At 72.8% G+C, this 23,454-nt stretch carries 22 protein-coding genes and 3 pseudogenes; 14 read left to right on the forward strand and 11 right to left on the reverse strand.

Annotated features, from left to right (window positions below; translation table 11 throughout):
- Nucleotides 1–85 precede the first annotated feature (85 nt).
- Nucleotides 86–874, reverse strand: a complete 789-nt coding sequence (locus ACF07S_RS09530) for a TVP38/TMEM64 family protein (RefSeq protein WP_391964279.1) — start codon at nucleotides 872–874, stop codon at nucleotides 86–88.
- A gap of 131 nt (nucleotides 875–1,005) precedes the next feature.
- Here ACF07S_RS09530 and ACF07S_RS09535 point away from each other — a divergent pair.
- Nucleotides 1,006–1,511, forward strand: a pseudogene (locus tag ACF07S_RS09535) (EF-Tu/IF-2/RF-3 family GTPase); the annotation flags it as partial.
- 72 nt (nucleotides 1,512–1,583) lie between these two features.
- On the forward strand, nucleotides 1,584–2,429 hold the full coding sequence (locus ACF07S_RS09540; RefSeq protein ID WP_391973839.1) for a spermidine synthase: 846 nt from the start codon (nucleotides 1,584–1,586) through the stop codon (nucleotides 2,427–2,429).
- Here the strand turns inward: ACF07S_RS09540 and ACF07S_RS09545 are convergent.
- Nucleotides 2,391–3,689, reverse strand: coding sequence for an MFS transporter (locus ACF07S_RS09545; protein WP_391973840.1), 1,299 nt, complete (start codon nucleotides 3,687–3,689; stop codon nucleotides 2,391–2,393). The two genes, ACF07S_RS09540 and ACF07S_RS09545, sit on opposite strands and share 39 nt — an antisense overlap.
- 98 nt (nucleotides 3,690–3,787) lie before the next feature.
- On the reverse strand, nucleotides 3,788–4,798 hold the full coding sequence (locus ACF07S_RS09550) for a hypothetical protein (protein WP_391973841.1): 1,011 nt from the start codon (nucleotides 4,796–4,798) through the stop codon (nucleotides 3,788–3,790).
- A 133-nt stretch (nucleotides 4,799–4,931) separates the two neighbouring features.
- Here ACF07S_RS09550 and ACF07S_RS09555 point away from each other — a divergent pair, with 133 nt between their 5' ends.
- Both ACF07S_RS09555 and ACF07S_RS09560 read left to right on the forward strand, forming a co-directional pair.
- The gene (locus tag ACF07S_RS09555) at nucleotides 4,932–5,369 is read left to right on the forward strand and encodes a DUF4442 domain-containing protein (protein WP_391964345.1); all 438 of its coding nucleotides are present in this window, start codon (nucleotides 4,932–4,934) and stop codon (nucleotides 5,367–5,369) included.
- A 209-nt stretch (nucleotides 5,370–5,578) separates the two neighbouring features.
- On the forward strand, nucleotides 5,579–6,211 hold the full coding sequence (locus ACF07S_RS09560) for a DedA family protein (protein WP_391974107.1): 633 nt from the start codon (nucleotides 5,579–5,581) through the stop codon (nucleotides 6,209–6,211).
- A gap of 19 nt (nucleotides 6,212–6,230) precedes the next feature.
- Here ACF07S_RS09560 and ACF07S_RS09565 read toward each other — a convergent pair whose 3' ends face one another.
- Nucleotides 6,231–6,761, reverse strand: coding sequence for a gamma carbonic anhydrase family protein (locus ACF07S_RS09565; RefSeq protein ID WP_391964275.1), 531 nt, complete (start codon nucleotides 6,759–6,761; stop codon nucleotides 6,231–6,233).
- A gap of 114 nt (nucleotides 6,762–6,875) precedes the next feature.
- On the opposite strand from ACF07S_RS09565, the gene ACF07S_RS09570 reads away from it, so the two are divergent.
- Nucleotides 6,876–7,640, forward strand: a complete 765-nt coding sequence (locus ACF07S_RS09570; protein WP_391964274.1) for an acyltransferase — start codon at nucleotides 6,876–6,878, stop codon at nucleotides 7,638–7,640.
- A gap of 149 nt (nucleotides 7,641–7,789) precedes the next feature.
- Entirely contained in the window at nucleotides 7,790–8,362 is a 573-nt protein-coding gene (locus ACF07S_RS09575) for a helix-turn-helix domain-containing protein (RefSeq protein WP_391964273.1), read from the forward strand.
- 53 nt (nucleotides 8,363–8,415) lie between these two features.
- Here ACF07S_RS09575 and ACF07S_RS09580 read toward each other — a convergent pair whose 3' ends face one another.
- Nucleotides 8,416–9,573 (reverse strand): cation diffusion facilitator family transporter, encoded by a 1,158-nt coding sequence (locus ACF07S_RS09580; protein ID WP_391973842.1) that lies wholly within the window; start codon nucleotides 9,571–9,573, stop codon nucleotides 8,416–8,418.
- Between the two features lie 61 nt (nucleotides 9,574–9,634).
- On the opposite strand from ACF07S_RS09580, the pseudogene ACF07S_RS09585 reads away from it, so the two are divergent.
- Nucleotides 9,635–9,982: pseudogene (locus tag ACF07S_RS09585) on the forward strand (ArsR/SmtB family transcription factor); the annotation flags it as partial.
- Here the strand turns inward: ACF07S_RS09585 and ACF07S_RS09590 are convergent.
- Both ACF07S_RS09590 and ACF07S_RS09595 read right to left on the reverse strand, forming a co-directional pair.
- Nucleotides 9,976–10,644, reverse strand: a pseudogene (locus tag ACF07S_RS09590) (FAD-dependent monooxygenase); the annotation flags it as partial. The pseudogenes ACF07S_RS09585 and ACF07S_RS09590 overlap by 7 nt on opposite strands.
- 98 nt (nucleotides 10,645–10,742) lie before the next feature.
- Complete coding sequence (locus ACF07S_RS09595; RefSeq protein ID WP_391973843.1) at nucleotides 10,743–11,150, reverse strand: CoA-binding protein; 408 nt, start codon at nucleotides 11,148–11,150, stop codon at nucleotides 10,743–10,745.
- Between the two features lie 231 nt (nucleotides 11,151–11,381).
- On the opposite strand from ACF07S_RS09595, the gene ACF07S_RS09600 reads away from it, so the two are divergent.
- From ACF07S_RS09600 to ACF07S_RS09610, 3 genes are all read left to right on the forward strand, one after another.
- Nucleotides 11,382–12,107: a hypothetical protein gene (locus ACF07S_RS09600; protein ID WP_391973844.1), complete on the forward strand. Its 726-nt coding sequence runs from the start codon at nucleotides 11,382–11,384 to the stop codon at nucleotides 12,105–12,107.
- The gene (locus ACF07S_RS09605) at nucleotides 12,104–12,646 is read left to right on the forward strand and encodes a SixA phosphatase family protein (RefSeq protein WP_391964269.1); all 543 of its coding nucleotides are present in this window, start codon (nucleotides 12,104–12,106) and stop codon (nucleotides 12,644–12,646) included. Before ACF07S_RS09600 ends, ACF07S_RS09605 begins: the two co-directional genes overlap by 4 nt.
- A 157-nt stretch (nucleotides 12,647–12,803) precedes the next feature.
- Entirely contained in the window at nucleotides 12,804–13,430 is a 627-nt protein-coding gene (locus tag ACF07S_RS09610) for a YigZ family protein (protein WP_391973845.1), read from the forward strand.
- Nucleotides 13,431–13,832: 402 nt separating this feature from the next.
- On the opposite strand, the gene ACF07S_RS09615 is transcribed toward ACF07S_RS09610, so the two are convergent.
- Both ACF07S_RS09615 and ACF07S_RS09620 read right to left on the reverse strand, forming a co-directional pair.
- A complete protein-coding gene (locus tag ACF07S_RS09615) occupies nucleotides 13,833–14,855 on the reverse strand; it encodes a methyltransferase (protein WP_391973846.1) in 1,023 nt (340 codons plus the stop codon).
- Nucleotides 14,856–15,023: 168 nt separating this feature from the next.
- Nucleotides 15,024–15,926, reverse strand: coding sequence for a phytanoyl-CoA dioxygenase family protein (locus ACF07S_RS09620; protein WP_391964266.1), 903 nt, complete (start codon nucleotides 15,924–15,926; stop codon nucleotides 15,024–15,026).
- Nucleotides 15,927–16,472: 546 nt separating this feature from the next.
- Here ACF07S_RS09620 and cmdF point away from each other — a divergent pair.
- The 4 genes from cmdF to ACF07S_RS09640 are packed head-to-tail and all read left to right on the forward strand — an operon-like array spanning nucleotide 16,473 to nucleotide 21,717.
- A complete protein-coding gene (cmdF, locus tag ACF07S_RS09625; protein ID WP_391973847.1) occupies nucleotides 16,473–18,077 on the forward strand; it encodes a tyrosine 2,3-aminomutase in 1,605 nt (534 codons plus the stop codon).
- A 49-nt stretch (nucleotides 18,078–18,126) separates the two neighbouring features.
- Complete coding sequence (locus tag ACF07S_RS09630) at nucleotides 18,127–19,227, forward strand: AMP-binding protein (protein WP_391964264.1); 1,101 nt, start codon at nucleotides 18,127–18,129, stop codon at nucleotides 19,225–19,227.
- Entirely contained in the window at nucleotides 19,227–20,660 is a 1,434-nt protein-coding gene (locus ACF07S_RS09635) for an aldehyde dehydrogenase family protein (RefSeq protein WP_391973848.1), read from the forward strand. The genes ACF07S_RS09630 and ACF07S_RS09635 overlap by 1 nt, the downstream gene beginning before the upstream one ends.
- A 13-nt stretch (nucleotides 20,661–20,673) precedes the next feature.
- Nucleotides 20,674–21,717 carry an alcohol dehydrogenase catalytic domain-containing protein gene (locus ACF07S_RS09640; RefSeq protein ID WP_391964262.1) on the forward strand — a complete coding sequence of 348 codons (1,044 nt, stop codon included), beginning with the start codon at nucleotides 20,674–20,676 and terminating at the stop codon, nucleotides 21,715–21,717.
- A 168-nt stretch (nucleotides 21,718–21,885) separates the two neighbouring features.
- Here the strand turns inward: ACF07S_RS09640 and ACF07S_RS09645 are convergent, their stop codons facing one another.
- Together ACF07S_RS09645 and ACF07S_RS09650 are read right to left on the reverse strand one after the other, a co-directional pair.
- Nucleotides 21,886–22,581: a response regulator transcription factor gene (locus tag ACF07S_RS09645; RefSeq protein ID WP_391964261.1), complete on the reverse strand. Its 696-nt coding sequence runs from the start codon at nucleotides 22,579–22,581 to the stop codon at nucleotides 21,886–21,888.
- 304 nt (nucleotides 22,582–22,885) lie between these two features.
- Nucleotides 22,886–23,401 (reverse strand): hypothetical protein, encoded by a 516-nt coding sequence (locus ACF07S_RS09650; RefSeq protein ID WP_391964260.1) that lies wholly within the window; start codon nucleotides 23,399–23,401, stop codon nucleotides 22,886–22,888.
- Nucleotides 23,402–23,454: the final 53 nt, after the last annotated feature.

Below are 23,454 nucleotides of genomic sequence, written 5' to 3' on the forward strand. Positions count from 1 at the left end.
CCGCCCCGGTGCCCGCGGACGCGGCGTCAGGCCCTCGTGGCGCACCCGCTCGCCGCACGCGCCGCCGGCCGGCCCGGCGGTCGCCTCACCTGCCGCGCAACCGGTGCCGCTTGCGCCACGCCACCACCGCACCCGCCAGACCCGGGAGGGCGATGCAGGCCAGCGCGATCAGGAAGGCGGGGGACGTCGGCGTCGAGGCGCGGGCGCCGGCCACCGCGTAGGCGGCGGTGTTCGGCAGCGAGCCGAGCGCCGTCGCCAGCAGGAACGGCAGCAGACGCATACGGGAGACGGCGGCGCAGTAGTTCGACGCCGCGAACGGGATGCCCGGGAAGAGCCGGGCCGCCAGCATCGAGCGGAAGCCGTGCCGGCTCAGCTGGTCGTCCGCCGCCTTCAGCCAGCGTCCGCGCAGCAGCGGACGCAGCGCGTCCTGGCCGAGCGCCCGGCCCAGGCAGAAGGCCAGCCCGGCGCCGAGCACCGTGCCGCCCAGCGCGGCGCCCAGGCCCAGCTGTGTCCCGAACAGCGCGCCCGCGGCGAGGTTCAGCAACGGGCGCGGCACGAACGCCACCGTGCACACCCCGTAGGCCACCGCGTACGCCACGACCGCCGCGGCTCCGCCGAGCCGGTCCGGCCAGCCGTCGGTCAGCAGCCGCTGCGGCTCGAGGACCAGCATCAGCGCCGCCGCGGAGGCGAGCAGCGCGACGAGCAGGGACAGACGTGACCACGGTGACAGCAGGACCCTGGCGCAGCGGGCGGTGGGACCCGGGGCGGGGACGAGTACGGGCGCGGCCGCGGGGACGGCGGCGCCGAGGTCGGTGGCGGTGGCCCGGGGAGAGGCCGTGGCGGTGCCCCCAGAGCGGGTGGTGGCATCGAGCATCCGGTGACACTAACCGACATATGGGGGTGATCGCCGTAGTGCGCGTCTCACGGGCGTGACAAGGGACAGGACGGCGGCCCGGACGGGCCGGGACCCACCCGGACGCCGTACGGGTCTCCCCGGAGCGCGAGGGCCGGGGCACCGTGGTGACGGGCGCGGTCGAGCGCGGCACGGTCCGCGCCGGCGACCGGGTCGAGGTGCCGGGCGCCGGGGTGGGGTCCGTGGTGACCGGCCCGGAGACCTTCGGCAAGCCCATGCACGAGGCCCGGGCCGGGGACAACGTGGCGCTGCTGCTGCGCGGGGTGCCGCGCGCCGCGGTGCGCCGCGGGCACGTGGTGGCCGCGCCCGGCAGCGTGGTGCCCGGCCGGCGCTTCACGGCGCGGATGTACGTGCTGTCGGCCCGTGAGGGCGGCCGTACGACACCGGTGTCGACCGGGTACCGGCCGCAGTTCCACATCCGCACCGCGGACGTGGCCGGCGTCGTCGACCTCGGCGAGGCGGCACTCGCCCGGCCCGGGGACACGGTCACCATGACCGTGGAGCTGGAGCGGGAGGTGCCGCTGGAGTCCGGGCTCGGCTTCGCCGTCCGTGAGGCGGGCGCACGGCCGGGGCCGGCACGGTGACGGCGGTCGGCTGAGCGCCGGACGGCCGCCCGCCCCCGTCACAGGGGGCGGGCGGCCGCTCGTCCGGGCGACGGCACAATGGGACGGTGAGCGAGCCCATCCCCGTGACCCGCGTCGTCGATCACGGCACCGCCAAGCTGATGCCCGACGTCGACCGGGAGCGGGCCTGGCTGCTCACCGTCGACGGGGCGCCGCAGTCCTACGTCGACCTGGACGAGCCGACGCACCTGGAGTTCGAGTACGCCCGGCGGCTCGGGCACCTCCTCGACACCCTGGCCGAGCCCGGCCGGCCCCTGGACGCCCTGCACCTCGGCGGCGGCGCGTTGACCCTGCCCCGCTACCTGGCCGCCACCCGGCCCGGCTCCCGGCAGCACGTCGTGGAGGCCGACGGACGGCTGCTGGAGCTGGTCGCCGAGCAGCTGCCGCTCCCCGCGGACGCCCGTGTCACCCTGCACGCGGCGGACGCCCGCGCCTGGCTGGAGACGGCTCCCGACGACAGCGCGGACGTCCTCGTCGCCGACGTCTTCGGCGGATCACGGGTCCCGGCGCATCTGACCTCGGTCGCCTACGTCCGTGAGGCCGCGCGCGTGCTGCGGCCCGGCGGGGTCTACCTCGCCAACCTCGCGGACTCGGCCCCGTTCGCCTTCGTGCGCTCCCAGCTCGCCACTCTGCGTACGCGGTTCGAGGAGCTGGCGCTGATCGCCGAGCCGGGGGTGCTGCGCGGACGCCGCTTCGGCAACACGGTGCTCGCCGCCGCCCACCACCCCCTGGACATCGCCGCCCTGTCCCGCCTCGCCGCCGCCGACGCCTTCCCCGCCCGGGTCGAACACGGAGCGGCCCTGCGGGACTTCACGCGCGGAGCCCGCCCGGTGCGGGACGAGGACGCCGTGGCGTCACCCGAGCCCCCCGACGGGGCGTTCGGCATCGGGTGAGGTGCCCGCCGGCTCCGGGGCCGCGGCGGTGACGTGACGGGTGCGGCGGCGCAGGTCGCGTACGTCCGGGACGCACAGGACCGCCGCCGTGACGACCACGACCAGAACGGCGCAGCCCCACAACGCCTCCGGGCGCCCGAACGCCGTCTCCGCCGGGCCCGCCAGCGCCATCGCCGCCGGCATCAGCGCGACCGAGCCGAACCAGTCGTACGCCGAGACCCGGGACAGCTTGTCCTCCGGGATCTCCTGGTGCAGCGCGGTCATCCAGGAGACGCCGAACACCTCCAGGGACACACCGGTCGCGAACATCACCGCGCACAGCACACCGACCGGCACCGGCACGGCCAGCGCGGCGGACGGCAGGGCCAGCGGGAACACGCACAGGGTGCCGACGAACAGCAGGCGGCGCGGCTGCCATCGGGTCATCAGCAGCGCGCCCACCACGGTGCCCGCGCCGAAGAAGGCCAGGGCCACACCCCACGGCGCGGCGCCGCCCAGGTGGTCACGGGCGACGAGCGGCCCGTAGACCGCGTCGGCGGCGCCGACGACCGCGTTGGCGACGGAGAACTGCACCACGACGCCCCACAGCCAGGGCCGGCCGATGAACTCCCGCCAGCCCTCCCGCAGATCGGCGAGCATGCCGCCGCCCGGCGCGCGCGGCGGTATGTGCTTCACGTCGAGGAAGGCCCGCAGCGCCGCGGCGACCGCGAAGGCCGCCGCGTCGGCCGCCAGCACCCAGCCGGGCCCCATCGCGGCGACCATGGCCCCGCCGAGCGCGGCCCCGCCGAGGGTCGCCCCGTGCATCGCCATCCGGAACACCGCGAACGCCCGGCCGGCCTGCTCGCCGTCGACGCAGGACAGCAGCATGCCTTCGGCGGCCGGGTTGAAGAACGCCTGGCCGGTGCCGCCGAGCGCGCTGAGCAGCATCATCTGCCACAGCTGCGCCTCGCCGGCCAGGACCAGCGCCGCGAAGGCGGCCTGCGACACACAGTTCAGGGCGTTGGCCGCGACCATCACCCGGTGGCGCGGCAGCCGGTCCGCGACCGCGCCGCCGATCAGCAGGAACAGCACCAGCGGCAGGGTGCGGGCGGCGGCCACCAGACCCACGTCGCCGCCGTCGCCGCCCGCGCCCAGCACGGCGAACGCGGCGGCGATCAGCGCACCGTGGCTGCCCAGATTGGTCACCACGGCGGCGGCGGTCAGCAGGGAGTAGTTGCGGCCCGCCCAGGCGGGACGGCGGCTCAGGAGGGGGGTCGGCACCCCGTGACTATCGCCGGGGCGGGGCCGACTTGCCAAATGGATTGCCGGCCCCTCGGTCCGCCGCGCCCGCGCCGGCCCGTCACGTCTCCGCCGGTCCGCTACGACCCCGTCGGCGGTTCCTCCGTGAGACGCACCGTGCTGAGGATCTTCTGCACGGTCGCGTCCGGGATCTCGTCCTTGACGCCCTTGGCGCCGAACAGGTTCCAGGTGACGAAGTCACCGGCGCCGTTCTTGAACGCGAAGGTGATCGCCTTGCCCTCGCTGTCGCACTTGCCGTTCTGCGGCGTGTTCTCCGAGCGGGCGGTGGCGACGCTGCCCTTGATGCCGGACTTCGTGGTGTACGCCTTCGGCTTGTCGTACTTCACGCTCTTCTTGTCGGGCTGCGTGTACCCGCCGTAGATCCACCACGGCACCCTGGTCTCGGCCGCCATGTCCGCGTTCTTGGCGCCGTTCTCGCCGCGGGTTCCGGCGGTGACGAGGGCGGTGTCCTCCTCGGTGCCGTCCTTGTCGTCGTCGCTCGTGCACCACTTGGACTTCAGGTAGGCCGGAGCGGTGACGGTGGTGCGGTCCAGCTCACCGTCCTTCTCCTCCCATTCGAAGCCCACGCTGGTGCCGGGATCCTCGATCTCCCAGTCGGCGGGGACGTCGAACTCGGTGCCGAAGCGGGTGTTGACGACGACCTGCCAGCCCGGAACGGTCGCCTTCTCCCCGTCACCGCCGCGTGGGTTGTCCGCCGGGGCGGAGGTGCTCGGCTCCGCGGAGGTGTCCCGGGAAGCGGTCACGGTCGGCTCGGCGTCCTTCTTGCCGTCGGCCTCGTCGTCCCTGTCGCCGCCGAGCACCAGGAACCCGGTGACACCCGCGGCCACGACGACGGCCGTCGCCGCCACGATCGCCACCAGCTTCGTCCGGTTCCCGCCGCCCCCGCCCTGCGGCGGCTGAGGCATGCCCGCCGTGGACGGACCACCCCACTGCGGCTGCTGCTGATACGGGTTCGGCTGCTGGTAGCCGGGCTGCTGATACGGATTCGGCTGTTGGTACCCCGGCTGCTGGTACGGGTTGTTCGACTGCGGGTTCTGCTCGCCCCCGGGCGGCTGCTGTCCTGGCCACATGAGCAGCAACCCTAGCCGCGCACCGACACGATTGGGTCACCGCCCGTTGACGGGGATGTAGCAACTCGGCTGCCGTACGGCATGGCCAGCCGAGGCTACTCGTGGGTAACCTTCGGTCATGAGCGCAGACCGGATGTCCGTCGGCGACATGCTCGCCGCCACGGTGCCCATGGCCCGTACCCTCAACCTCGAGTTCCTCGAGACCACGCCCGAGCGGGCCGTGGTGGCCCTGCCGGACCAGGGCGATTACCACAACCACGTGGGCGGACCGCACGCCGGCGCGATGTTCACGCTCGGTGAGTCGGCGAGCGGCGCGATCGTGCTCGCCGCGTTCGGGGACCAGCTCGCGCGCGCCGTGCCGCTGGCCGTCCGCGCCGAGATCGCCTACCGGAAGCTGGCGATGGGCCCGGTCACCGCCACCGCGACCCTCGGCCGCCCGGCCGCCGAGGTCGTGGCGGAACTGGACGAGGGCCACCGCCCCGAGTTCCCCGTCGCGGTCGCCATCCGCCGCGAGGACGGAGCGGTCACCGGCGAGATGACCGTCGTGTGGACCCTGCGCCCCAACAGCTGACCCCGGCCGCCCGCGGCGCGGGGCGGGCCGTCCCGCACCGGCCCGACGCCCCGCGCCGTACGCGCCGCAGACGCCCGGCCGCCGTTCCGCGGCCCGGTAGGCTTCCCGCCCGTGCGCCGTGCCCGTGCGCCGTGCCCGGGCGCACGGACGCGAGCGCGGCGGCGAGCGCGGCGGCGAGCGCGGGCTCGGCGAACCGGGCGGAAGTGGCGTTGCACGTCCAGGAGTGGCTCGAGTCCGTACCCGCGGTCGCCGTGTACGTGCTGGTGGGACCGGTCATCGGACTGGAGAGCCTGGGCATCCCGCTGCCCGGCGAGATCATCCTGGTCTCCTCCGCGCTGCTCGCCTCCCGGCACGGCGACATCGACCCGGTGATCCTCGGCGCCTGCGCCACCGCCGGCGCGATCATCGGCGACTCGGTCGGCTACGCCATCGGCCGCCGGGGCGGGCGGCCGCTGCCGGCCCGGCTGGGCGCCAGGTTCCCCGGGCACTTCGGCGAGGGGAACATCGCCACCGCCGAGCGGTCGTTCCGCACGTGGGGCGTGTGGGCCGTGTTCTTCGGCCGCTTCGTGGCCCTGCCGCGGATCTTCGCCGGGCCGCTCGCGGGCGTGCTGCGGATGCCGTACGGGAAGTTCCTGACCGCCAACGTGCTCGGCGGCATCCTGTGGGCGGGCGGCACCACCGCCGTCATCTACTGCGTCGGCATCGTCGCCGAGTCCTGGCTGAAGCGGTTCTCGTGGCTCGGCCTGGTGGCGGCGGTGCTGATCGGCGTGACGTCGATGCTGGTGCTGCGGCGCAAGGCGGGGAAGGCGGTGCCCGGGCCCGCCGCCGTCACCGCCGAGTAGCACGCGGGCCGCGTGCGCGCTACGCCCCGTGCTCCTCCCGGTGCGCCTTCGCCAGTTCCGCGTACATCGCGCCGTTGAGGGTGAGCCCTTCACGCTCCTGCGGGGTCAGCTCCCGCCTGACCTTCGCCGGCACCCCCGCGACGAGCGACCCGGGCGGCACCCGCATCCCCTGCGGCACCAGCGCCTGCGCGGCCACCAGGGACCCCGCTCCGATCACGGCCCCGTTCAGCACCGTCGCCCCCATGCCGATCAGGCAGTCGTCCTCGACGGTCGCCCCGTGCACCACGGCGTTGTGCCCGACCGAGACCCGTGCGCCGACGGTCGCCGGGAAACCGGGGTCGGCGTGCACGGTGCAGTTGTCCTGGATGTTGCTGTCGGCCCCCACCGAGATCCGTTCCACGTCACCGCGCAGCACCGCCCCGTACCAGACGCTCGCGCCCGCGTGCAGCGTGACGTCCCCGATCACCGAGGCCGTGGGCGCCACGAACGCCTCCCCGTCCACCCTCGGCTCCTTGCCCCTGATGCCCGTGATCAGCGCGCGGTGCGTCATCGCCCTCTCCTCCACCGACGTCGTAGACACCAGGCACCGTAGCCCAATCCGGTGGGGTGAAGATCACAGGGAGACCGGACCGCCGGTGTCCTGCCCGGCGACTACGGTGAGCGGGTGCCGAAGCGCAAGAACACGTTCTCGTCCTGGTCGCGCCGCCTCGCCCAGCGCGCGGTCCACGCCGGCTGGGCCTGGGCGCAGCGCACGGGCTCGGTGACCGCCGAGCACCCCGGCCGCTTCCGGTTCGCGGCGATGGGAACGGGTACCAGGCTCGCCTTCCCGCTCGGCACGGTCTTCGGGGAACCCTGGATCCGGATCGGCGCGCACTGCATCGTCGGCGAGCAGGTCACCCTCACCGCCGGGCTGATGCCCGGCCTGGACCTCGGTCCCGAGCCGATCCTGCGCATCGGCGACGGGGTGGTCCTCGGCCGCGGCAGCCACGTCATCGCCGACACGGCCGTCACCATCGGCAGCGACTGCTACTTCGGACCGTACGTCTACGTCACCTCCACCAACCACTCCTACGACGATCCGCACGAGCCCATCGGCAAGCAGTGGCCGCGGATGGAGCCGGTACGGATCGGCCCCGGGTGCTGGATCGGCACCGGCGCGGTGATCCTGCCGGGGGCGCGGATCGGGCGGAACGTGGTGGTGGCCGCGGGTGCGGTGGTCCGGGGCACGGTGCCCGACCACGCCGTGGTCGCGGGCGCCCCGGCCCGGGTCGTACGCCGCTGGACTCCCGCCGACGGCTGGCAGCCGCCGCTGCGCACCCCGGCACCGGTGCCGATCCCGGAGGGCGTCACCCCGGAGCAGCTGCGGGCGCTGGCGGAACTGGACGAGGAGAGCGTGGCCCGGCTCGCCGAACTGGAACCCGGCGGCTGAGCCGCGGCGGGGCGGAGGGCGCCGCCGCGGGGGCCCCGCGGTGCGGGTGCGGTGCGGTGCGATGACCGATCGGGTGCACCCCACCGCGGCCGGAGCCGCCGAACATAATGAACTCCGTCACCCGAGACAGTGAACGGAATGGATGGGATGTGTCGGACCTCGACCTGCTGACCCGGTCCTTGGCGCGCAACGTCAAGCGCTGGCGTGCCGAGCGCGGTTTCACCCTGGACGCGCTCGCGGCGCGGGCCGGTGTCAGCCGCGGCATGCTCATCCAGATCGAGCAGGCCCGCACCAACCCGAGCATCGGCACGGTGGTCAAGATCGGTGACGCGCTCGGCGTCAGTGTCCCCACGCTGCTCGACTACGAGCGGGGCCCGAAGGTCCGGATCGTCTCCGCCGACCGGGCCGTGCGGCTCTGGCACACCGAGGGCGGCAGCTACAGCCGGCTGCTCGCGGGCGCCGAGGCCCCCGGCCCGCTGGAGATGTGGGACTGGCGGCTCATGCCGGGCGAGAGCAGCGACTCCGATCCGCACCCCGCCGGCACGGTGGAACTCGTCCACGTCACGGCCGGGGAGCTGACGCTCACCGTCGACGGGACGGAGCACCGGGTGCCGGCCGGCGCCAGCGCCTCCTTCGAGGCCGGCACGCCCCACACGTACGGCAACCGGGGCGACGTCCCGATGGAGATGATCATGGCTGTCTCGGTGCCGCCCGTGCACTGAGACACCCCCCCGGGCGGCCGTCGGGTCGCGGCCGTGCGCGCAGTCGTACGCCGTCACCCCGGCGCCCGCAGGGCGTTCTCGTGGTGGGCGAGCGGCAGGTGCGGGTCCGCCGCGCCCGCCACCGGTTCCGGGTCGGCGTGCACCAGGGCGGCGGTCAGCCGGGGGACGGCGTGCAGCAGCGCGTGCTCCGCGTCGACGGCGACGCGGTGGGCCTCGCGCACCGTGGCCTCGCCGTCCACCACGACCGCCACCTCGGCCCGCAGCCGGTGCCCGATCCAGCGCAGCCGAAGCTCGCCCACCCCGCGTACGCCCGGGACGTCCGTCAGCGCCCGTTCGGCACGCTCCACCAGCGCCGGGTCGACGGCGTCCAGCACCCGGCGGAACACCTCCCGGGCGGCGTCCCGCAGGACCAGCGCGATCGCCGCCGTGATCGCCAGCCCCACCACCGGGTCCGCGAACCGCCACCCGAGCGCGGCGCCGCCGGCGCTCAGCAGCACGGCCAGCGAGGTGAACCCGTCCGTGCGGGCGTGCAGCCCGTCGGCGACCAGCGCGGCCGAGCCGATGGCCCGTCCGACGCGGATGCGGTAGCGGGCCACCCACTCGTTGCCCGCGAACCCCACCAGTGCCGCGACGGCGACCACCGGGATGTGCTCGACGGGGCGCGGGTCCAGCAGCCGGTCGACCGCGGTCCAGCCCGCGAAGGCCGCGGACGCGGCGATCGTCAGCACGATCGCGATGCCCGCAAGGTCCTCCGCGCGCCCGTAGCCGTAGGTGAAGCGGCGGGTGGCGGCGCGCCGCCCCAGCACGAAGGCGATGCCCAGCGGTACGGCGGTCAGCGCGTCCGCCGCGTTGTGCACCGTGTCGCCGAGCAGCGCCACCGATCCGGAGACGAACACCACGACCGCCTGCGCCAGCGCCGTCGTGCCGAGTACGGCCAGTGAGACCCACAGTGCCCGCAGGCCCCGTGCCGAGGACTCCAGGGCGGAGTCGAGTCTGTCGGCGCTCCCGTGGGAGTGGGGCGTGAGGAGATGACCGATGCGGTGGAGCGGGGAGGCCCGGCGCTGCTCCCGCCCGTGACCGTGCCCATGGCTCCGCCCGTGCTGCCCGTGCCCGTGACCGTGCTCGTGGTCATGCCCGTGCCCGTCGTCATGCCCGTGCCCGTGCCCGTGGTCGTGTGTGTGCTCGTGGCCGTGGTGGTGCGGGTCGCTCACGGTCGTCCCCTTCCGGTGCGCGAGGTGGACGCGGCGGCGCCCACGCGGCCATTATGTGCGTATGAGCGCACGCATGCACCTGTCACCTGCGCACGATGCGCACCCGCGCACACCCGGCGAGGAGCACTTCGCCCTCGCGGCGGAGCTTCTCGCCCTGCTCGGCGACCGCACCCGGCTGGCCCTGCTGCACGCCCTGACCGGCGGCGAAGCCGATGTCACCACGCTCACCGGGGCGTGCGGCGCGGCCCGCCCCGCGGTCAGCCAGCATCTCGCGCGACTGCGCCTCGCCGGGCTGGTCGACACCCGCAAGGAGGGCCGCCGGGTCGTCTACTCCCTGCGTGACGGCCATCCGCGGCGACTGGTGGACGAGGCGCTGAACGTGGCCGGCCACCGGATCGGCGGGAACCCGTCCGGATGGCAGCCGAACAGGACGCAGTCGGCGGACGGCGGCGCCTCGGCGAGCCGGGCCAGCCGGCCGACGCCGTAGTCGTGCCGTGCGACCCGGGCCCGTCCCGGAGGCAGGGAGGCCCTGGTCACCCCGCGGGCCCCGTCACAGCCCGCGACGAAGTCGCAGACGACCGCCTCCCGCCGCGCCGTCTCCGGGCACCGGTACGACACCGACGGACGGTCGCCGTCCAGGTCGTGCAGCCGGACGTCGCGCACACCGAAGCGGATCCGGCCGCCGCGCACGTCCGCGTACTCCCGCACCAGGTCCGTCACCAGCAACGGCTGCGGGTGGACCCAGTGGTGACTGCCCGTCAGTTCCCGGCAGGAGAACCGGTGGCGCTCCCCGCCGAACCGGAACCCGCACGCCGTGTGCAGCTCGGCCCGCTCCAGCAGGTTCCGCGCGAGCCCCCACCGCTCCAGGCCGCGCACCGCCCATTCCTCGATCACCCCGGCCCGGGGCCGCCGCTCGATGAACTCCCGGGTTTCGGCCTCCAGGACCAGACAGTCCACCCCGGCCGCCCGCAGGATGTTGCCGACCGTCAGCCCGGCGGGTCCGGCGCCCACGACGACGACCGGACAGCGCTGCGGGGCGGGGGAGTCGGGACGGGCGGCCCTCTGGTCCACGGGGCCCTCATGGGGGCACCGGACCCCTGGGAAACCGTGCCGTGTCCTGCCGTGTCCCGCCGTGGCGGACCCGGGGACCGGGCGGACCCGGTGGGCCGTCAGTCGAGCAGGGGTATCTCGATCGCGGGGCAGCGGTCCATCACCATCTCCAGGCCCGCCGCGCGGGTGCGCCCGTAGGCCGCCTCGTCGACGACGCCGAGCTGGAACCACACCGCCTTGGCGCCCTTGGCCACCGCCTCGTCCGCGACGGCCCCGGCCAGATCGCTGTTGACGAACACATCCACGACGTCCACTTCGAAGGGGACGTCCGCGAGCGAGGCGTAGCCCCGCTCGCCGTGCACGGTCTCCGCCTTCGGATGCACCGGTACCACCCGCTTGCCGAAGCGCTGCAGCACCTGGGCGACACCGTACGCCGCGCGCCGCCGGTTCGACGACAGGCCCACCACGGCCCACGTGTCACCGGATTCGGTCAGGATCCTGCGGACCGCCGCCTCGTCGCCGTACACCGCCGGCCTCCCGGGAGTCGTGAAAAACGCCGTCACCGCACACAACGAAGCAGGGCGCGCGGTGATTCCCGCCGGGGGCGGCCCGTCGCCCCGGAGCGGACAGCCCGCCCCCGGCGACGGCCGGTGGACTGTACCGGCCCCCGGGGCACCCGGCGCCGGGAACCGCCCACGGCGACCCGAAAGGCGTGCGAGATACCTGCGTACGCCCGCTCGCGCGCCTACGCTCGCCTCGTGCTGCGCATCACCGACGCCCGAACCGGCCAGCCCGTGGACGCCGCCCCCGCACGCCGGGGGCTGACCCGTGTCGAGGCCCACACACAGGGGTTCGACCCGACGAGTCTGCGCGTGCTGCTCGTCGCCGACCTGCTCGTGCGCGCCCTGGAGCTCGGCGGCACGCCGGTGTGGGCGCTGCTCACCGGCGAACGGCAGCGGGCCGAACTCCGGGCGGCGGGCGCCGCCCTCGGCGTGCGGCCGCTGGAGGACGGCCGCGACGCCGGCACCGGTCTGGGCGAGGCCCAGGTGCTGCACGTGGTGAGGGAGGGCGGCGCCGCACCCGACGGGGTGCGGGTCGCCGTCGCTCCCGTGCGCGGGCAGGCACCCGGCTCCCCGGGCGGCGCCGACCCCTCCGTGCTGCGCCTGGCCCTGCTCACCCACCCCAGGAGCGCGCACGTGGGCATCGGCCCGGCAGCCCTCGCCGACGCCGGGGACACCCTCGACCGCTGGCGCCGCGGGGTCGCCGCCTGGGCGCACCGGCCCTCGCGGCCGATCCCCGACACCGTGCGCGCGGACCTGCGCACCGCGTGGGAGGACGACCTGGACACGCCCGGCGTGCTGAGCGTCCTGCGCGCGGTGGAGACCGACCCGGACCTGGCCGACGGCGCCCGTTTCGAGACCTACGCCTACGCCGACCGGCTGCTCGGGCTCGACCTCACGCGCGAGCTGGGATCCCCGGCATGACCGAGCGCGCCGGCGCCGGACCGCCGCGCCGCCTGGTCGTGCTGCGCCACGCCAAGTCGGCCCGCCCGGAGGGCGTCACCGACCACGAACGCCCCCTCGCCCCGCGCGGCCGCAGGGACGCGCCCGCCGCCGGACACGCGCTCGCCGAGGCGGACTGCCTGCCCGACCTCGCGCTGTGCTCCACCGCCGTCCGGGCCCGCCGGACCTGGGAGCTGGCCGCCGCGCAGTGGGGCACACCCCCGCCCGTCCGCCACGACCGGCGCCTCTACCACGGCGGCGCGGCCGAACTGCTGGCCGTGGTGCACGAGGTGCCGGCCGAGGTCGGGACGCTGCTGCTGGTCGGCCACAACCCGGGGCTCGAGGACCTCGTCCTGACGCTCGCCGGCGACGGTCCGGACGACACCCTGGACCGGGTCCGCGCCAAGTTCCCGACCTCCGCCGTCGCCGTACTGTCCTGGCGAGGCGCCGCCTGGCGCGCCCTCGCACCCGGCGGCGCCCTGCTGACGTCGCTGACCGTGCCCCGGGGCCCGCGCGGCTAGGCCCCCGTCCGTCCGTTCCCTCAGGCCCGCCGGCGCCCCGCACGCGCTCCCGTCCGCACCTGACGCGGCCGGGCCGCCCCGCGGGCGGCGAAGGGGGCCGCCGGACGGAACCCCGGCCCGCCCCCGCCTCCCGCGCGGCGGCGCATAGGCTGGCCGGATGCAGGACCAGTACCGCACCGTCGCGCGCGCGGGTGTGCACGAGACCGAGGTCAACCGCTCCCGCTTCCTGTGCGCGCTCGCCCCGGCGGCCACCGAACAGGAGGCGCAGCAGTTCGTCGCCGCCGTCCGCGAGGAGCACGCCGACGCCACCCACAACTGCTGGGCCTACGTCATCGGCGCCGACGCCTCGACCCAGCGGGCCAGCGACGACGGTGAGCCCGGCGGCACGGCCGGCGTCCCCATGCTCCAGATGCTGCTCCGCCGCGACATGCGGTACGTCGTCGCCGTCGTCACCCGCTACTACGGCGGCGTCAAGCTCGGCGCGGGCGGTCTCATCCGGGCGTACGGCGGCGCCGTCGGCGAGGCGCTGGACACCCTCGGCACGCTCACCCGGCGCCGCTTCCGGCTGGCCACGGTGACCGTCGACCACCAGCGGGCCGGCAAGGTCCACAACGACCTGCGCGCCACCGGACGCGAGGTGCGCGAGGTGCGCTACGGCGAGGAGGTCACGATCGAGATCGGCCTCCCGGACGCCGACGTGGCCGCCTTCCGCGCCTGGCTCGCCGACACGACCGCCGGGACGGCCGGCTTCGAGCTCGGCGGCGAGGCGTACGGAGACGCGTGACGAGAAAACCCCGTGCCGGTTTCCCCCGGGGAGACGGCGGACGAACCCGGACCGGGTCCCGCGCATCGACGTACTGGCCGACGACGCCGGGGCGGTCCTCGGGGACCGCCATGTCACAGCGGACGGCTTCGAGGAGACGTTCCAGGTCGACTGTCTCGCCCCGTTCCTGCTGACCCACCTGCTGCCGGACGCCCTGCCGGCTTCCACAGGCTCCCGCAGCCGGCCGATCTCGTTCGAGCAGCCCGCGGGCACGGCCTCGCCGTCAGGTGCTCCCGGCTCTCGCGCGAGCTCCGCTGCTCAACGATCCGGACCGAACTCCGACCCGCCCGGCGGGAGCGGGGGCCACGTCCCTCACCCGCCGGGGGGCGGTCGGACCACGGGGGCACCCGCGGCCCGGTGCGCTCACGGCTTCCGGGCGACGACGACTCCGTTGGCGGCCGGTGCGGCGAAGGGGCGTATCTCGACGTCGGTGAAGCCGGTCTCCAGCAGCCAGTCGCGGTACTCGGCCCCGGTGTAGTTGCGGCCGAAGGTCTCCACCAGCATGGACAGGCTCATCAGCGTGGCGTCGAGCGGACCGTCCTTGGTGTCGGCGACCAGCAGCTCGCTGATCAGCAGGCGCCCGCCGGGAGCGAGTGCCTCGTAGCAGCTGCGCAGGATGCGCTTGCACTGATCGACGTCCCAGTCGTGCAGGATCATCGAGAGCAGCACGACGTCCTGGCCGGAGGGCAGCCGGTCGGTGAAGAAGTCGCCGGCGGCAAAGGAGATGCGGTCACCGAAGCCCGCCTGCTCGACCTTCTTGCGCGTCAGGTCGCACACGAAGGGAAGGTCGAAGATCGTGGCGCGCAGGGACGGGAACGCCCGGCTCAGTTCGATCGCGTAGGCTCCTCCCCCTCCTCCCACGTCCAGCAGCGACAGGTCACCCGACAGGTCGACCGCGTCCGCCAGAGCCCGCGCCGTGGGCCTGGAGATCGCGCTCATGCCCTCCCAGAACGACTCCACGACCACGGGGTTCTCGTCGTCGAACAACGAGTCCCGGTGTTCGCTGTCCCAGGTGGTCGGGCGGTTGGTGCGCAGCGCCTCGTCCAGCCGCAGCCAGCCGGGATAGTCATGGCGGGAGACGATCTCCACCCAGCCGCCGACGTAGTCCTCACCTCCACGAAGCAGGTGCCGGTCGGTCATCGGCGTGTTGCGGTAGCCCTCGCCGTCACGCTCCAGCAGGCCCAGCCCCGCGCAAGCGGTGACCAGTTGCTCGACCGGGCGTTCCTGCAGGCCCATGTCGTCGGCCAGTTCGGCCGACGTCATGCCCGGGCGCTTGGCGAAGCGCTCGAACACGTCGTGTTCGTGCGCGGTCACGAGCGTCTGGGACACCCACAGGCCGTAGACCATGTTCATGATCGGCATGACCGATACAGGTTCTTCCTGCACGGACGTCATCGTCACCTCTCAGTTCAGTGCGGACCTCGTCGTGACCACCGACCGGTACGGCAACCGGAGAACGCGCCGGACGCACCGGTGGGCGGGAAGTGTGCGGGGGCGGGAGCCGCCCACCGTCGGCGGGCCGACCGCCGGCTGGCCCGGGTGGGGCGGGCGGTCTCAGACGGTGCGCTCGGCCACGTCCAGGCTCCATTGCTGCGCCCTCTTGTTGGCAGCGGCGCGCGTCGCTTCCGAGGGCACGATCGGGGTTGCCGCCTTACGGCCGAAGAGAACGTCCATCGGCTCCTCGATGTCCCCGGCGTAGCCCATGGCGAAGCAGCCCTGCTGGTAGCCGATCATCTTGAGGACGTCCTCGGAGAACGTGCGGGCCAGTTCCGGAGGGGCGACGAGGTACTGGTTCTCTTCCTGACGGACCCAGCCCGCGCAGTAACTGAGGATCAGACCCTGACGCACCCGGTCCGAGCGGTTGGTGCCGCCTCCGTGCACCACCTTCCCGTTGAAGATGAACACCGAGCCCTTGCTCATCTCGACGGGGATGGTGTCCTCCTCCCTCAGGTCGTCGGGGTCGATCGCATCACTGCCGGGGGCCACGCGGGTGGCCCCGTTCTCCTCGGTGAAGTCGGTGAGCGCCCAGAAGAACTGGCACATCACGTGGTGGTCCACCGCGAAGGGGAAGAAGTCCCAGACGAGTTCGTCCTTGTGGAGCTTCTGCGAGACCGAGCCCGGGTAGGCGCTGATGAGCTGGGTCTGCGAGAGCTGGAACTCGGTGGAGGACTTGAGTACCTGGCGTGCCACCGCCTTGCACAGAGGGTGCACGATCAGGTCCCGGGCGGTGGCCGAGCGGGCGACGAGACTACCCGTCCGCTTGGTCCGCTGGCCCGCGAACGCGTCCGGCCCGAACGGTGTGGCCTCGATCCAGGGCTCCATCTCGCTCAGCAGGGCGTCCACCGTCTCATGCGAAAGCACGTTCTCGACGACGGCATAGCCGTTCTCGTCGAGGCTTTGCATCACCTCGTCGATAGGTGCGTCCTTGTCGAACCGGTCGTTGACCTTCGGCTTCATTGTTCTGGATCCTCCTTTTCGCAAGGTCACGAGCCCCGGGGAAAGGCCGGGGAGGGGGAACTGGATTTCCTGCGGCGCCGGCTGTCGCATGCGACGTCGATTCCGGAGCGGCTCCGGCGCAGAACCTGCCGGGAGATACTCCGGATGCATTGTTGCCCGCCGTCGGTTCCGGGACAACAGCGCGAAGTCCGCCCTCTCATACCGAAAGGACGCCCGCCGGAATGAGGCTGGAGGGCGTTCGGGCAGGTAGGGGCGGGTGGGCCGAAGGAAAAGGAGACAATCCCACGTGTCCTTCGAGGCAGTCGAATAAGCCCTGAAGTTGGCCGGGAACGTCCATTCATTCGTATCGGTGTGCCCCAAAGTACATTCCGAAACGCCCCTGCGTCCGTACCGAAAACGATGTCCCACTGGTCGAATGGAATGGCGGCACCGATACCTGCCGGCCGGGTCTTCCGGCTGGTGCCGCCCGTCGCGCCCGCAGCCGGCCGAGTCGGCAGGCGAGACGCAGTCAGCCAACCGGTCGACCGACACGAGGAGACGTACGCCATGACCATCGACACCACCGCAGCCGTCGTCACGATCGACGGGGAGACCCTCGGCATCGACGAGGTGCGGCGCGTCGCGGAGCAGCACGTACCGTGCGCCGTGAGCCCCGAGGTGCTGAACAAGGCGGCGGCCAGCCGCAAGCAGTTCGAGGACATCATCCACCAGGGCGCCTCCGTGTACGGGGTGACCACCGGCTACGGCGAGATGATCTACATGCAGGTGGAGCCCTCCAAGGAGGTGGAGCTCCAGACGAACCTCATCCGCAGCCACAGCGCGGGCGTCGGCCCGCTGTTCGCCGAGGACGAGGCCCGCGCCATCCTGACCGCCCGGCTCAACGCCCTTTCACGCGGGTACTCCGCCGTGCGGCCCGAGGTGCTGGAGCGCCTGGCGCTCTATCTGAACGAGGGCATCATTCCCGCGATCCCCGAGATCGGTTCCCTCGGCGCCAGCGGTGACCTGGCGACCTTGTCCCACATCGCCATCACGGTGATCGGCGAGGGGTACGTACTGCGCGACGGCCGGCGCGTCCCGACCGGCGAGGTGCTGCGCGAACGGGGCATCCAGCCGCTGGAGATGCGGTTCAAGGAAGGACTCGCGCTGATCAACGGCACGTCCGGGATGACGGGCCTGGGGTCGCTGGTGGTCGGCCGCGCCCTCGACCAGCTCCACCAGGCGGAGATCGTCTCCGCCCTGCTGCTGGAGGCCCTGCGCTGCTCCACGAGCCCCTTCCTCCCCGAAGGCCACGAACTGGCCCGCCCGCACCGGGGCCAGATCGACTCGGCGGCCAACCTGCGCACGTTGCTCTCCGACAGCCGGCGGGCCGCTTCCCACTCCGAGATCCGCGAAGAGGTGGAGAGGAAGCGGTTGGGCGAGGACGTGACCCGCACCGACGTCTACCTCCAGAAGGCCTACACCTTGCGGGCCATCCCCCAGGTCCTCGGCGCCGTGCGTGACACCCTGCGGCACGCGGCGAACACACTGAGCACCGAACTCAATTCCGCGACCGACAACCCGCTGTTCTTCCCGGGCAAGGAGGTCTTCCACGGCGGCAATTACCACGGCCAGCCCGTCGCCTTCGTCATGGACTTCACCACGATCGCCCTCACGCAGCTCGGCGTGCTTTCCGAGCGCCAGAGCAACCGTATGCTCAACCGGCACCTCAGCTACGGGCTCCCGGAGTTCCTCGTCGCCGGGGAGCCGGGCCTCAACAGCGGCTTCGCCGGAGCGCAGTATCCGGCCACCGCCCTGGTCGCGGAGAACCGGACGATCGGCCCGGCCAGCACCCAGAGCGTCCCCTCCAACGGCGACAACCAGGACATCGTCAGCATGGGTCTGATCTCCGCGCGCAACGCACGCCGCGTGCTCGCCAACAACACCAAGATCCTCGCGTTGGAGTTCCTGGCGGCGGCCCAGGCCGTGGACCTGAACGACTGCTACGGACAGCTCAGCACCGCGGGTCGGGTCACCTACGACACGGTGCGCTCGATGGTTCCGACCCTCGACCACGACCGGTACATGGCCGACGACCTGGAGGTCGTGGCCGACGCGGTCGCACGCGGTGAGTTCCTGCACGCCGTCACCTCCGCGGGGATCACCCTGCGGTGACGTGGTCCGCACCCGGCAGCACGATCCCACGCGGCAGACAGGAGGCAGCATGAAGACGGCGGAGGCGCTGGCGGTCCTGGACGCTCCCCTCGATGCGGAAGTCGACCAGGACGAGTTGGTCCAGGCAGCGATGCAGTGGCACTTCTCCCCGGAAACCGGCACGCCGTTCTGGCTCGACAGGCTGGATCAGCTGGACTTCGACCCGCGCTCGGACGTCCGCACGACGGACGACCTGCACATGTTCCCGCAGTTCGTCGACGACCTGCGGCACGCGCCGGTCGAAAGCCTGCTGCCCCGGGGCTACGGCGGAACCGCCGAGGTGATCGGGGTGTTCGAGAGCGGTGGCACCACCGGTGCGCCCAAGCGGGTGCTCTACCTCGCCGACTGGATGGAACGAGAAATGGCCGGCGCCATGCGCGCCATGGACGAGCGAGGCTATCCGCGGGGGGTGAACTGGCTGTCGCTGGGCCCCAGCGGGCCGCACGACTACGCCGAACTCACCGGTCAGCATGCTCGCCGCAGGAACGGTGTGCGTTTCGCCGTCGACTTCGACCCCCGTTGGGTGCGCCGGTGTCTGCGGGAGGGGCGCGGCGAGGACGCCGAGAGGTACCTCGACCACGTACTCACCCAGGCGGCCCACGTGCTCGACACCCAGCGGATCGGGGCGATACAGGCGCCCCCGCCCTTGCTGGAGAGGCTGGCCCGGGACGAACGGCTGGTCGACGTGGTACGCGGCCAGGTCCGCGTGATCACCTGGTGCGGGACCAGCATGGATCCGGACACTCGGGACCTGCTGCGGAACGATGTCTTCCCCGGCATACCGGTGTACGGGCTCTACGGCAGCACGATGGCGCTGGGCGCCGCCTTCGAGCGGCCGGCCACCGAGGACGGCGACTCCGTGTTCGACTCGCCCTCGCGCCACGTCACGTACACGGTGGTCGACCCCGACAGCGGCAAGCCGGTCGCCGTCGGGGAGAGGGGCCAGGTCGTCATGCACCACCTCAGCAAGTCGGCCCTGCTGCCCAACAACCGTGAACGCGACGTGGCACGGCGGGTGGCCGAACCACCCGGTGCGACGGGCCACTCCGTCGCCGACGTGCGCCCGCTGGAGACCTTCACCGGGGTCCCCGTCATCGTGGGGGCCTACTGATGACGACGGCACCGACGACGGTCGCCGCCTCCCGGCCGAGCGCCGGGGCCGTCCAGCCGGCGGTCATCGACGCCCTGGTCCCCGAGGGCACCTACCGCACCACCAGGCGCGAGACGGTCCGGGACGTCACGGGGGCACCTCTGGTGGAACTGGCGCAAGTCCCCGGACTGTACGTCACCAGGACGCTGGACCGGCTACGCAGGTCTCAGGCCTCCTCGGCGGACCAGTCCCGGACCCGGCTCGTCGGCCGGCTCCGCTCGGCCGCCTCGGCTTTCGCCTCGGACACACTCGGCGGGCTGACACCGCAGGAGCATCACCGGCGCGTGGCGCGGGCGACGGGCGTGCCCGTGTCGGTGGTCCGCACCGCGACGACGACCATCGCGGAGGCGCTGGCCGACGCGGTCGACACCGCTGAACGGGCCCGCCCGCGGGCGGCGCTGCCGCGAGGCCGCCGGCATGCACCGAACAATGGCGCGGTCCTCTGGCGCCGTCGCGGACGGCTGTTCGGTGTCAACGCCTCGGGGAACCATCCAGCCGTCCACTCACTGTGGCTGGAGGCATTGGCCCTGGGGTATCGCGTCGCGGTGCGGCCCTCGCGCCGCGACCCGTTCACCCCCTACCGGCTCATCCTGGCACTGCGTTCGGCCGGCTTCGCCGACGAGGACGTGCTCCTGCTGCCGTGCGACCACGGCGTCGCCGACGCCCTGATCCACGGCAGCGACCTCGCCATGGTCTTCGGCGGGGACGAGACGGTGAACCGGTACACCGGCGGATGGGTCCGGACGCCGGTCCTGCCGCAGGGGCCCGGACGGGTCAAGATTCTCCTCACGGGGCCGTGGGAGCCGCACCTGGACGCCGTCGTCGACTCGGTGGCAGGGCTGGGCGGGGTGTCCTGTCTGAACGCCACCGCGGTGCTGGTCGAACAGGACGTCCGGGGCTTCGCCGAGGCTTTGGCGGACCGGCTCTCAGCCCTGCGGGCGCGGCCACCGGAGCAGGAGGACGCCCAGCTCCCGTGCCTGCCCCTGGCCGAGGCCCGTGCGGTCGAGGACGCCCTGCGGCACGGCGCGGCGGGCTGTGAGACCGTGCTGGGCGACGTCGTGGCGCACGACCTGGGTGACGGCAGTGCCGCACTGCAGCCGGCGGTGCACCTGCTGGACGACCCCATGGCCGGGCAACTGGGCCTGGAGCTGCCGTTCCCCTGCGTGTGGGTGGCCCCCTGGTCCAGGGACCGGGGCGCCGTGCCGCTGCGCGGCTCGCTCGTCGTCGGAGTCTCCACGAAGGACCCGGAGCTGGTGGACGCGTTGGTGGCCGAGCCGTCCATCCGCAACGTCTACGGTCTGGACCGGCCGACCTGGTGGCTGCCTCCCGGAATGCCGCACGACGGGTTCCTGGCGGAGTTCCTCATGCGCAGCACCGCGCTGGCCGGAATCTGAAGGGAGGCACGCTGTGCTGGCTGTTGTCATCCACGCTCCCGGCGACGTACGCGTCCAGGAGGTGCCCGAGCCACGCATCGAGGAGCCCACCGACGCGCTGGTGCGCGTGGTGGCGGCCGGTGTCTGTGGTTCGGACCTGTCCGTACTGCGGGGTCTGTCGCCACTGCCGCGGCCCGTCCGCAGCGGTCACGAGTTCGTCGGTGTCGTCGAGGATGTGGGCGTGGGGGTGACCACGATCCGCCCGGGGGACTTCGTCCTCGCTCCGTTCAGCACCTCGGACGGCGACTGCCCCCACTGCCGCCGAGGTGTGCCGATGGCCTGCGAGAAGGGCAGGCTGTTCGGTGAGTTCGGGCCGGACGGGTCCGTACTGGACGGAGGCCAGGCCGAGTTCGTCCGGGTACCCCTGGCCGACACGACGCTGCTGACCGTCCCGGGGACGCAGCCCGAGGAACTGGTCCCGTCGCTTCTGGCCCTGACCGACGTGATGTCCACCGGGCACGAGGCCGCCCTGCACGCCGGCGTCGGGCCGGGGGCCACGGTGGTGATCGTCGGAGACGGTGCCGTCGGCCAGTGCGCCGTGCTGGCTTGCCGGAGGCTGAAGGCGGAACGGATCGTCATCATGTCGCGCCACCCGCGGCGTCAGCAGCTCGCCCGCGCGCACGGGGCCACCGATGTGGTCACCGCCCGGGGCGAGGAGGGAACGGCGGAGGTGATCGACCTGCTCGGCGGCGGCAGCGGACACGTGATCGAGGCGGTCGGGACGCTCCAGGCGGTGCGGCAGGCGATCGGCTGCGCGCGACCCGGTGGCCAGGTCGGCTACGTGGGTCTGCCCTGGGACGTGACACTGCCGTTGTGGGAGCTGTTCGCCAAGAACCTCTCCCTCAGCGGCGGTGGGGCCAACGTGCGGGCCACGATGCCCGAGTTGCTCGATGACGTGCTCCAGGGCACCTTGCAGCCGGGCGGCGTCTTCGACGCGGAACACGCCCTGACCGACGCGCCGAGGGCGTTCGAGGACATGGACGCCCGTCGTTGCATCAAACCGATTCTGCGGCCCTGACGCCGTCTCGGCACCAGGTGCCCGTTCCCGCTCTGCGGCGTCCGCCGTCGCACCGAAGCCGATGCCCCGACAGGCTCACCGCCTGTCGGGGCATCGGCCCGCGGGAAGGGGGTTCCGGGTCGGCGCAAGGTGCCCACCTCAGGTCAACGGAATCCCCGGCCCGGAGGACTAGATGTAGCCCTCCCGCAGTGCGTAGGCCACAGCATGCGCTCGGTTGCGCAAATTCAGACGTGTGGTCAGCTTGTGCATGATGTCCTTTATCGTGCGTTCGGAGTAACCCAGTTTCGCTGCGATGTCGACCGTGCCGAACCCTTCGGCGACCAGCCGCATCACATCCACTTCACGGGGTGTCAGCGCTTGGGCTGATGAATAACCGGAGTTGCCGACGGCCGTATGGGGCGGCTTCGTTCCCATCCGGCGGATCAACCGGCCGAGCAGGTCGGCCGGGAGGTCCCCGTCACCGCGCGCGGCGGCCAGCACGGCCTGCGTCAGACGACTCGGTGTGGCCTCGTGGCGCCATACCACGGCACTGATTCCGTGACTCACGATCTCGTACAGATCCTCGTCCTGCAGCATCTCCACGACGAGAACCGCCTGCGCCCGGTCTTCGCCCACTGCCCGGCGCAGCTGAGTCAGGGTGGTCCGGCCGAGTGTGTGGTCGACGTGCAGGACCACACCACCCGGTCTCACTTTGTCGCACAACTCGATGCGTGAGTCGTCCCTCAATGCGCTGAGCACTCCTTCCCGAGAGATGGGATCTCGGGCATGGACCGCGACCGGCACCCGCGGTCCGAACGGTGCGAGTGAGTCATAAGCGATATTCCTCGGTGTCGCAAGATTCCCGGCGCCGAACGAACTGGGCATTTTTCCCTCTATGTCTCGGTATGCAGTGGATGCATGCCGTCCGGACAAACGAAGAGTGAAATGCGTGTCGGTGAGACTGGTGAATGAGGTCCGTGCCCCGCGCTCACCTTTCGTACTGCCGGCAGCACCTCGGGCAGGGCAGGTGCTGCCGGCGCCCTCCTTTTCGCGGGCGGCACCGAGCCGGGACGGCATTCGGTCGCCGGCCCCGCGAACATCGGGAACACGGAGAGGGGGCGCCCCGGCGAAACCGTCGGGGCGATGAGCGCGTCCTGCCCGGCACGGGTGGGTGCGGACCGCTCTTCGGCTAGGCGAATTCCGGCCGCCGGGCTTGCGCCGCTGTCCGGTTCCGTGCGACATGGGTCGCGGCGAACCGGCACCCTCTCGCGCACAGTTCCAGCTGGCGGGCAGCCTCGTCGAGGTGGCCGTTCATGAGCCGTATGGCCTTGGCCTGGCGAGCGATGCGCGCCGGGGCGTCCTCCACCCGGCGACCGGGAAAAGGCATGCTCTCGTCGGGGTTGGCGTGCAGCGTGCGGGCGAGGGCGTTGCTCACGAGGGACGCGGCGACGACGACCGAGGACAGGCACTTCAGGCTGGAGCGGCCGTCGATGACACCGGCGTGTGAACTGTTGTGGAGCGCGTTCAAACGCACGAGAACGACGGCGGTCAGGTCCTGCGCCTGGTGCAGGAGCGGGCCGATTTGCCGGAGTGCGTCGACCCCGGGAGTGTAGGAAAGGTCGCCTACGCGGGCCCGGAGAACTTCGAACTCCTTTGCGAGGTCGTTTAGTTGCCATTCCTGTTCATGCAGGTCGAGTGGTGCCATGACAGCATGACTCCAAAAGATCGCGGCGGCGGCAAACTGTCGTAAACGCTAAT

Source organism: Streptomyces sp. NPDC016640, from assembly GCF_043076215.1.
Lineage (GTDB): Bacteria > Actinomycetota > Actinomycetes > Streptomycetales > Streptomycetaceae > Streptomyces.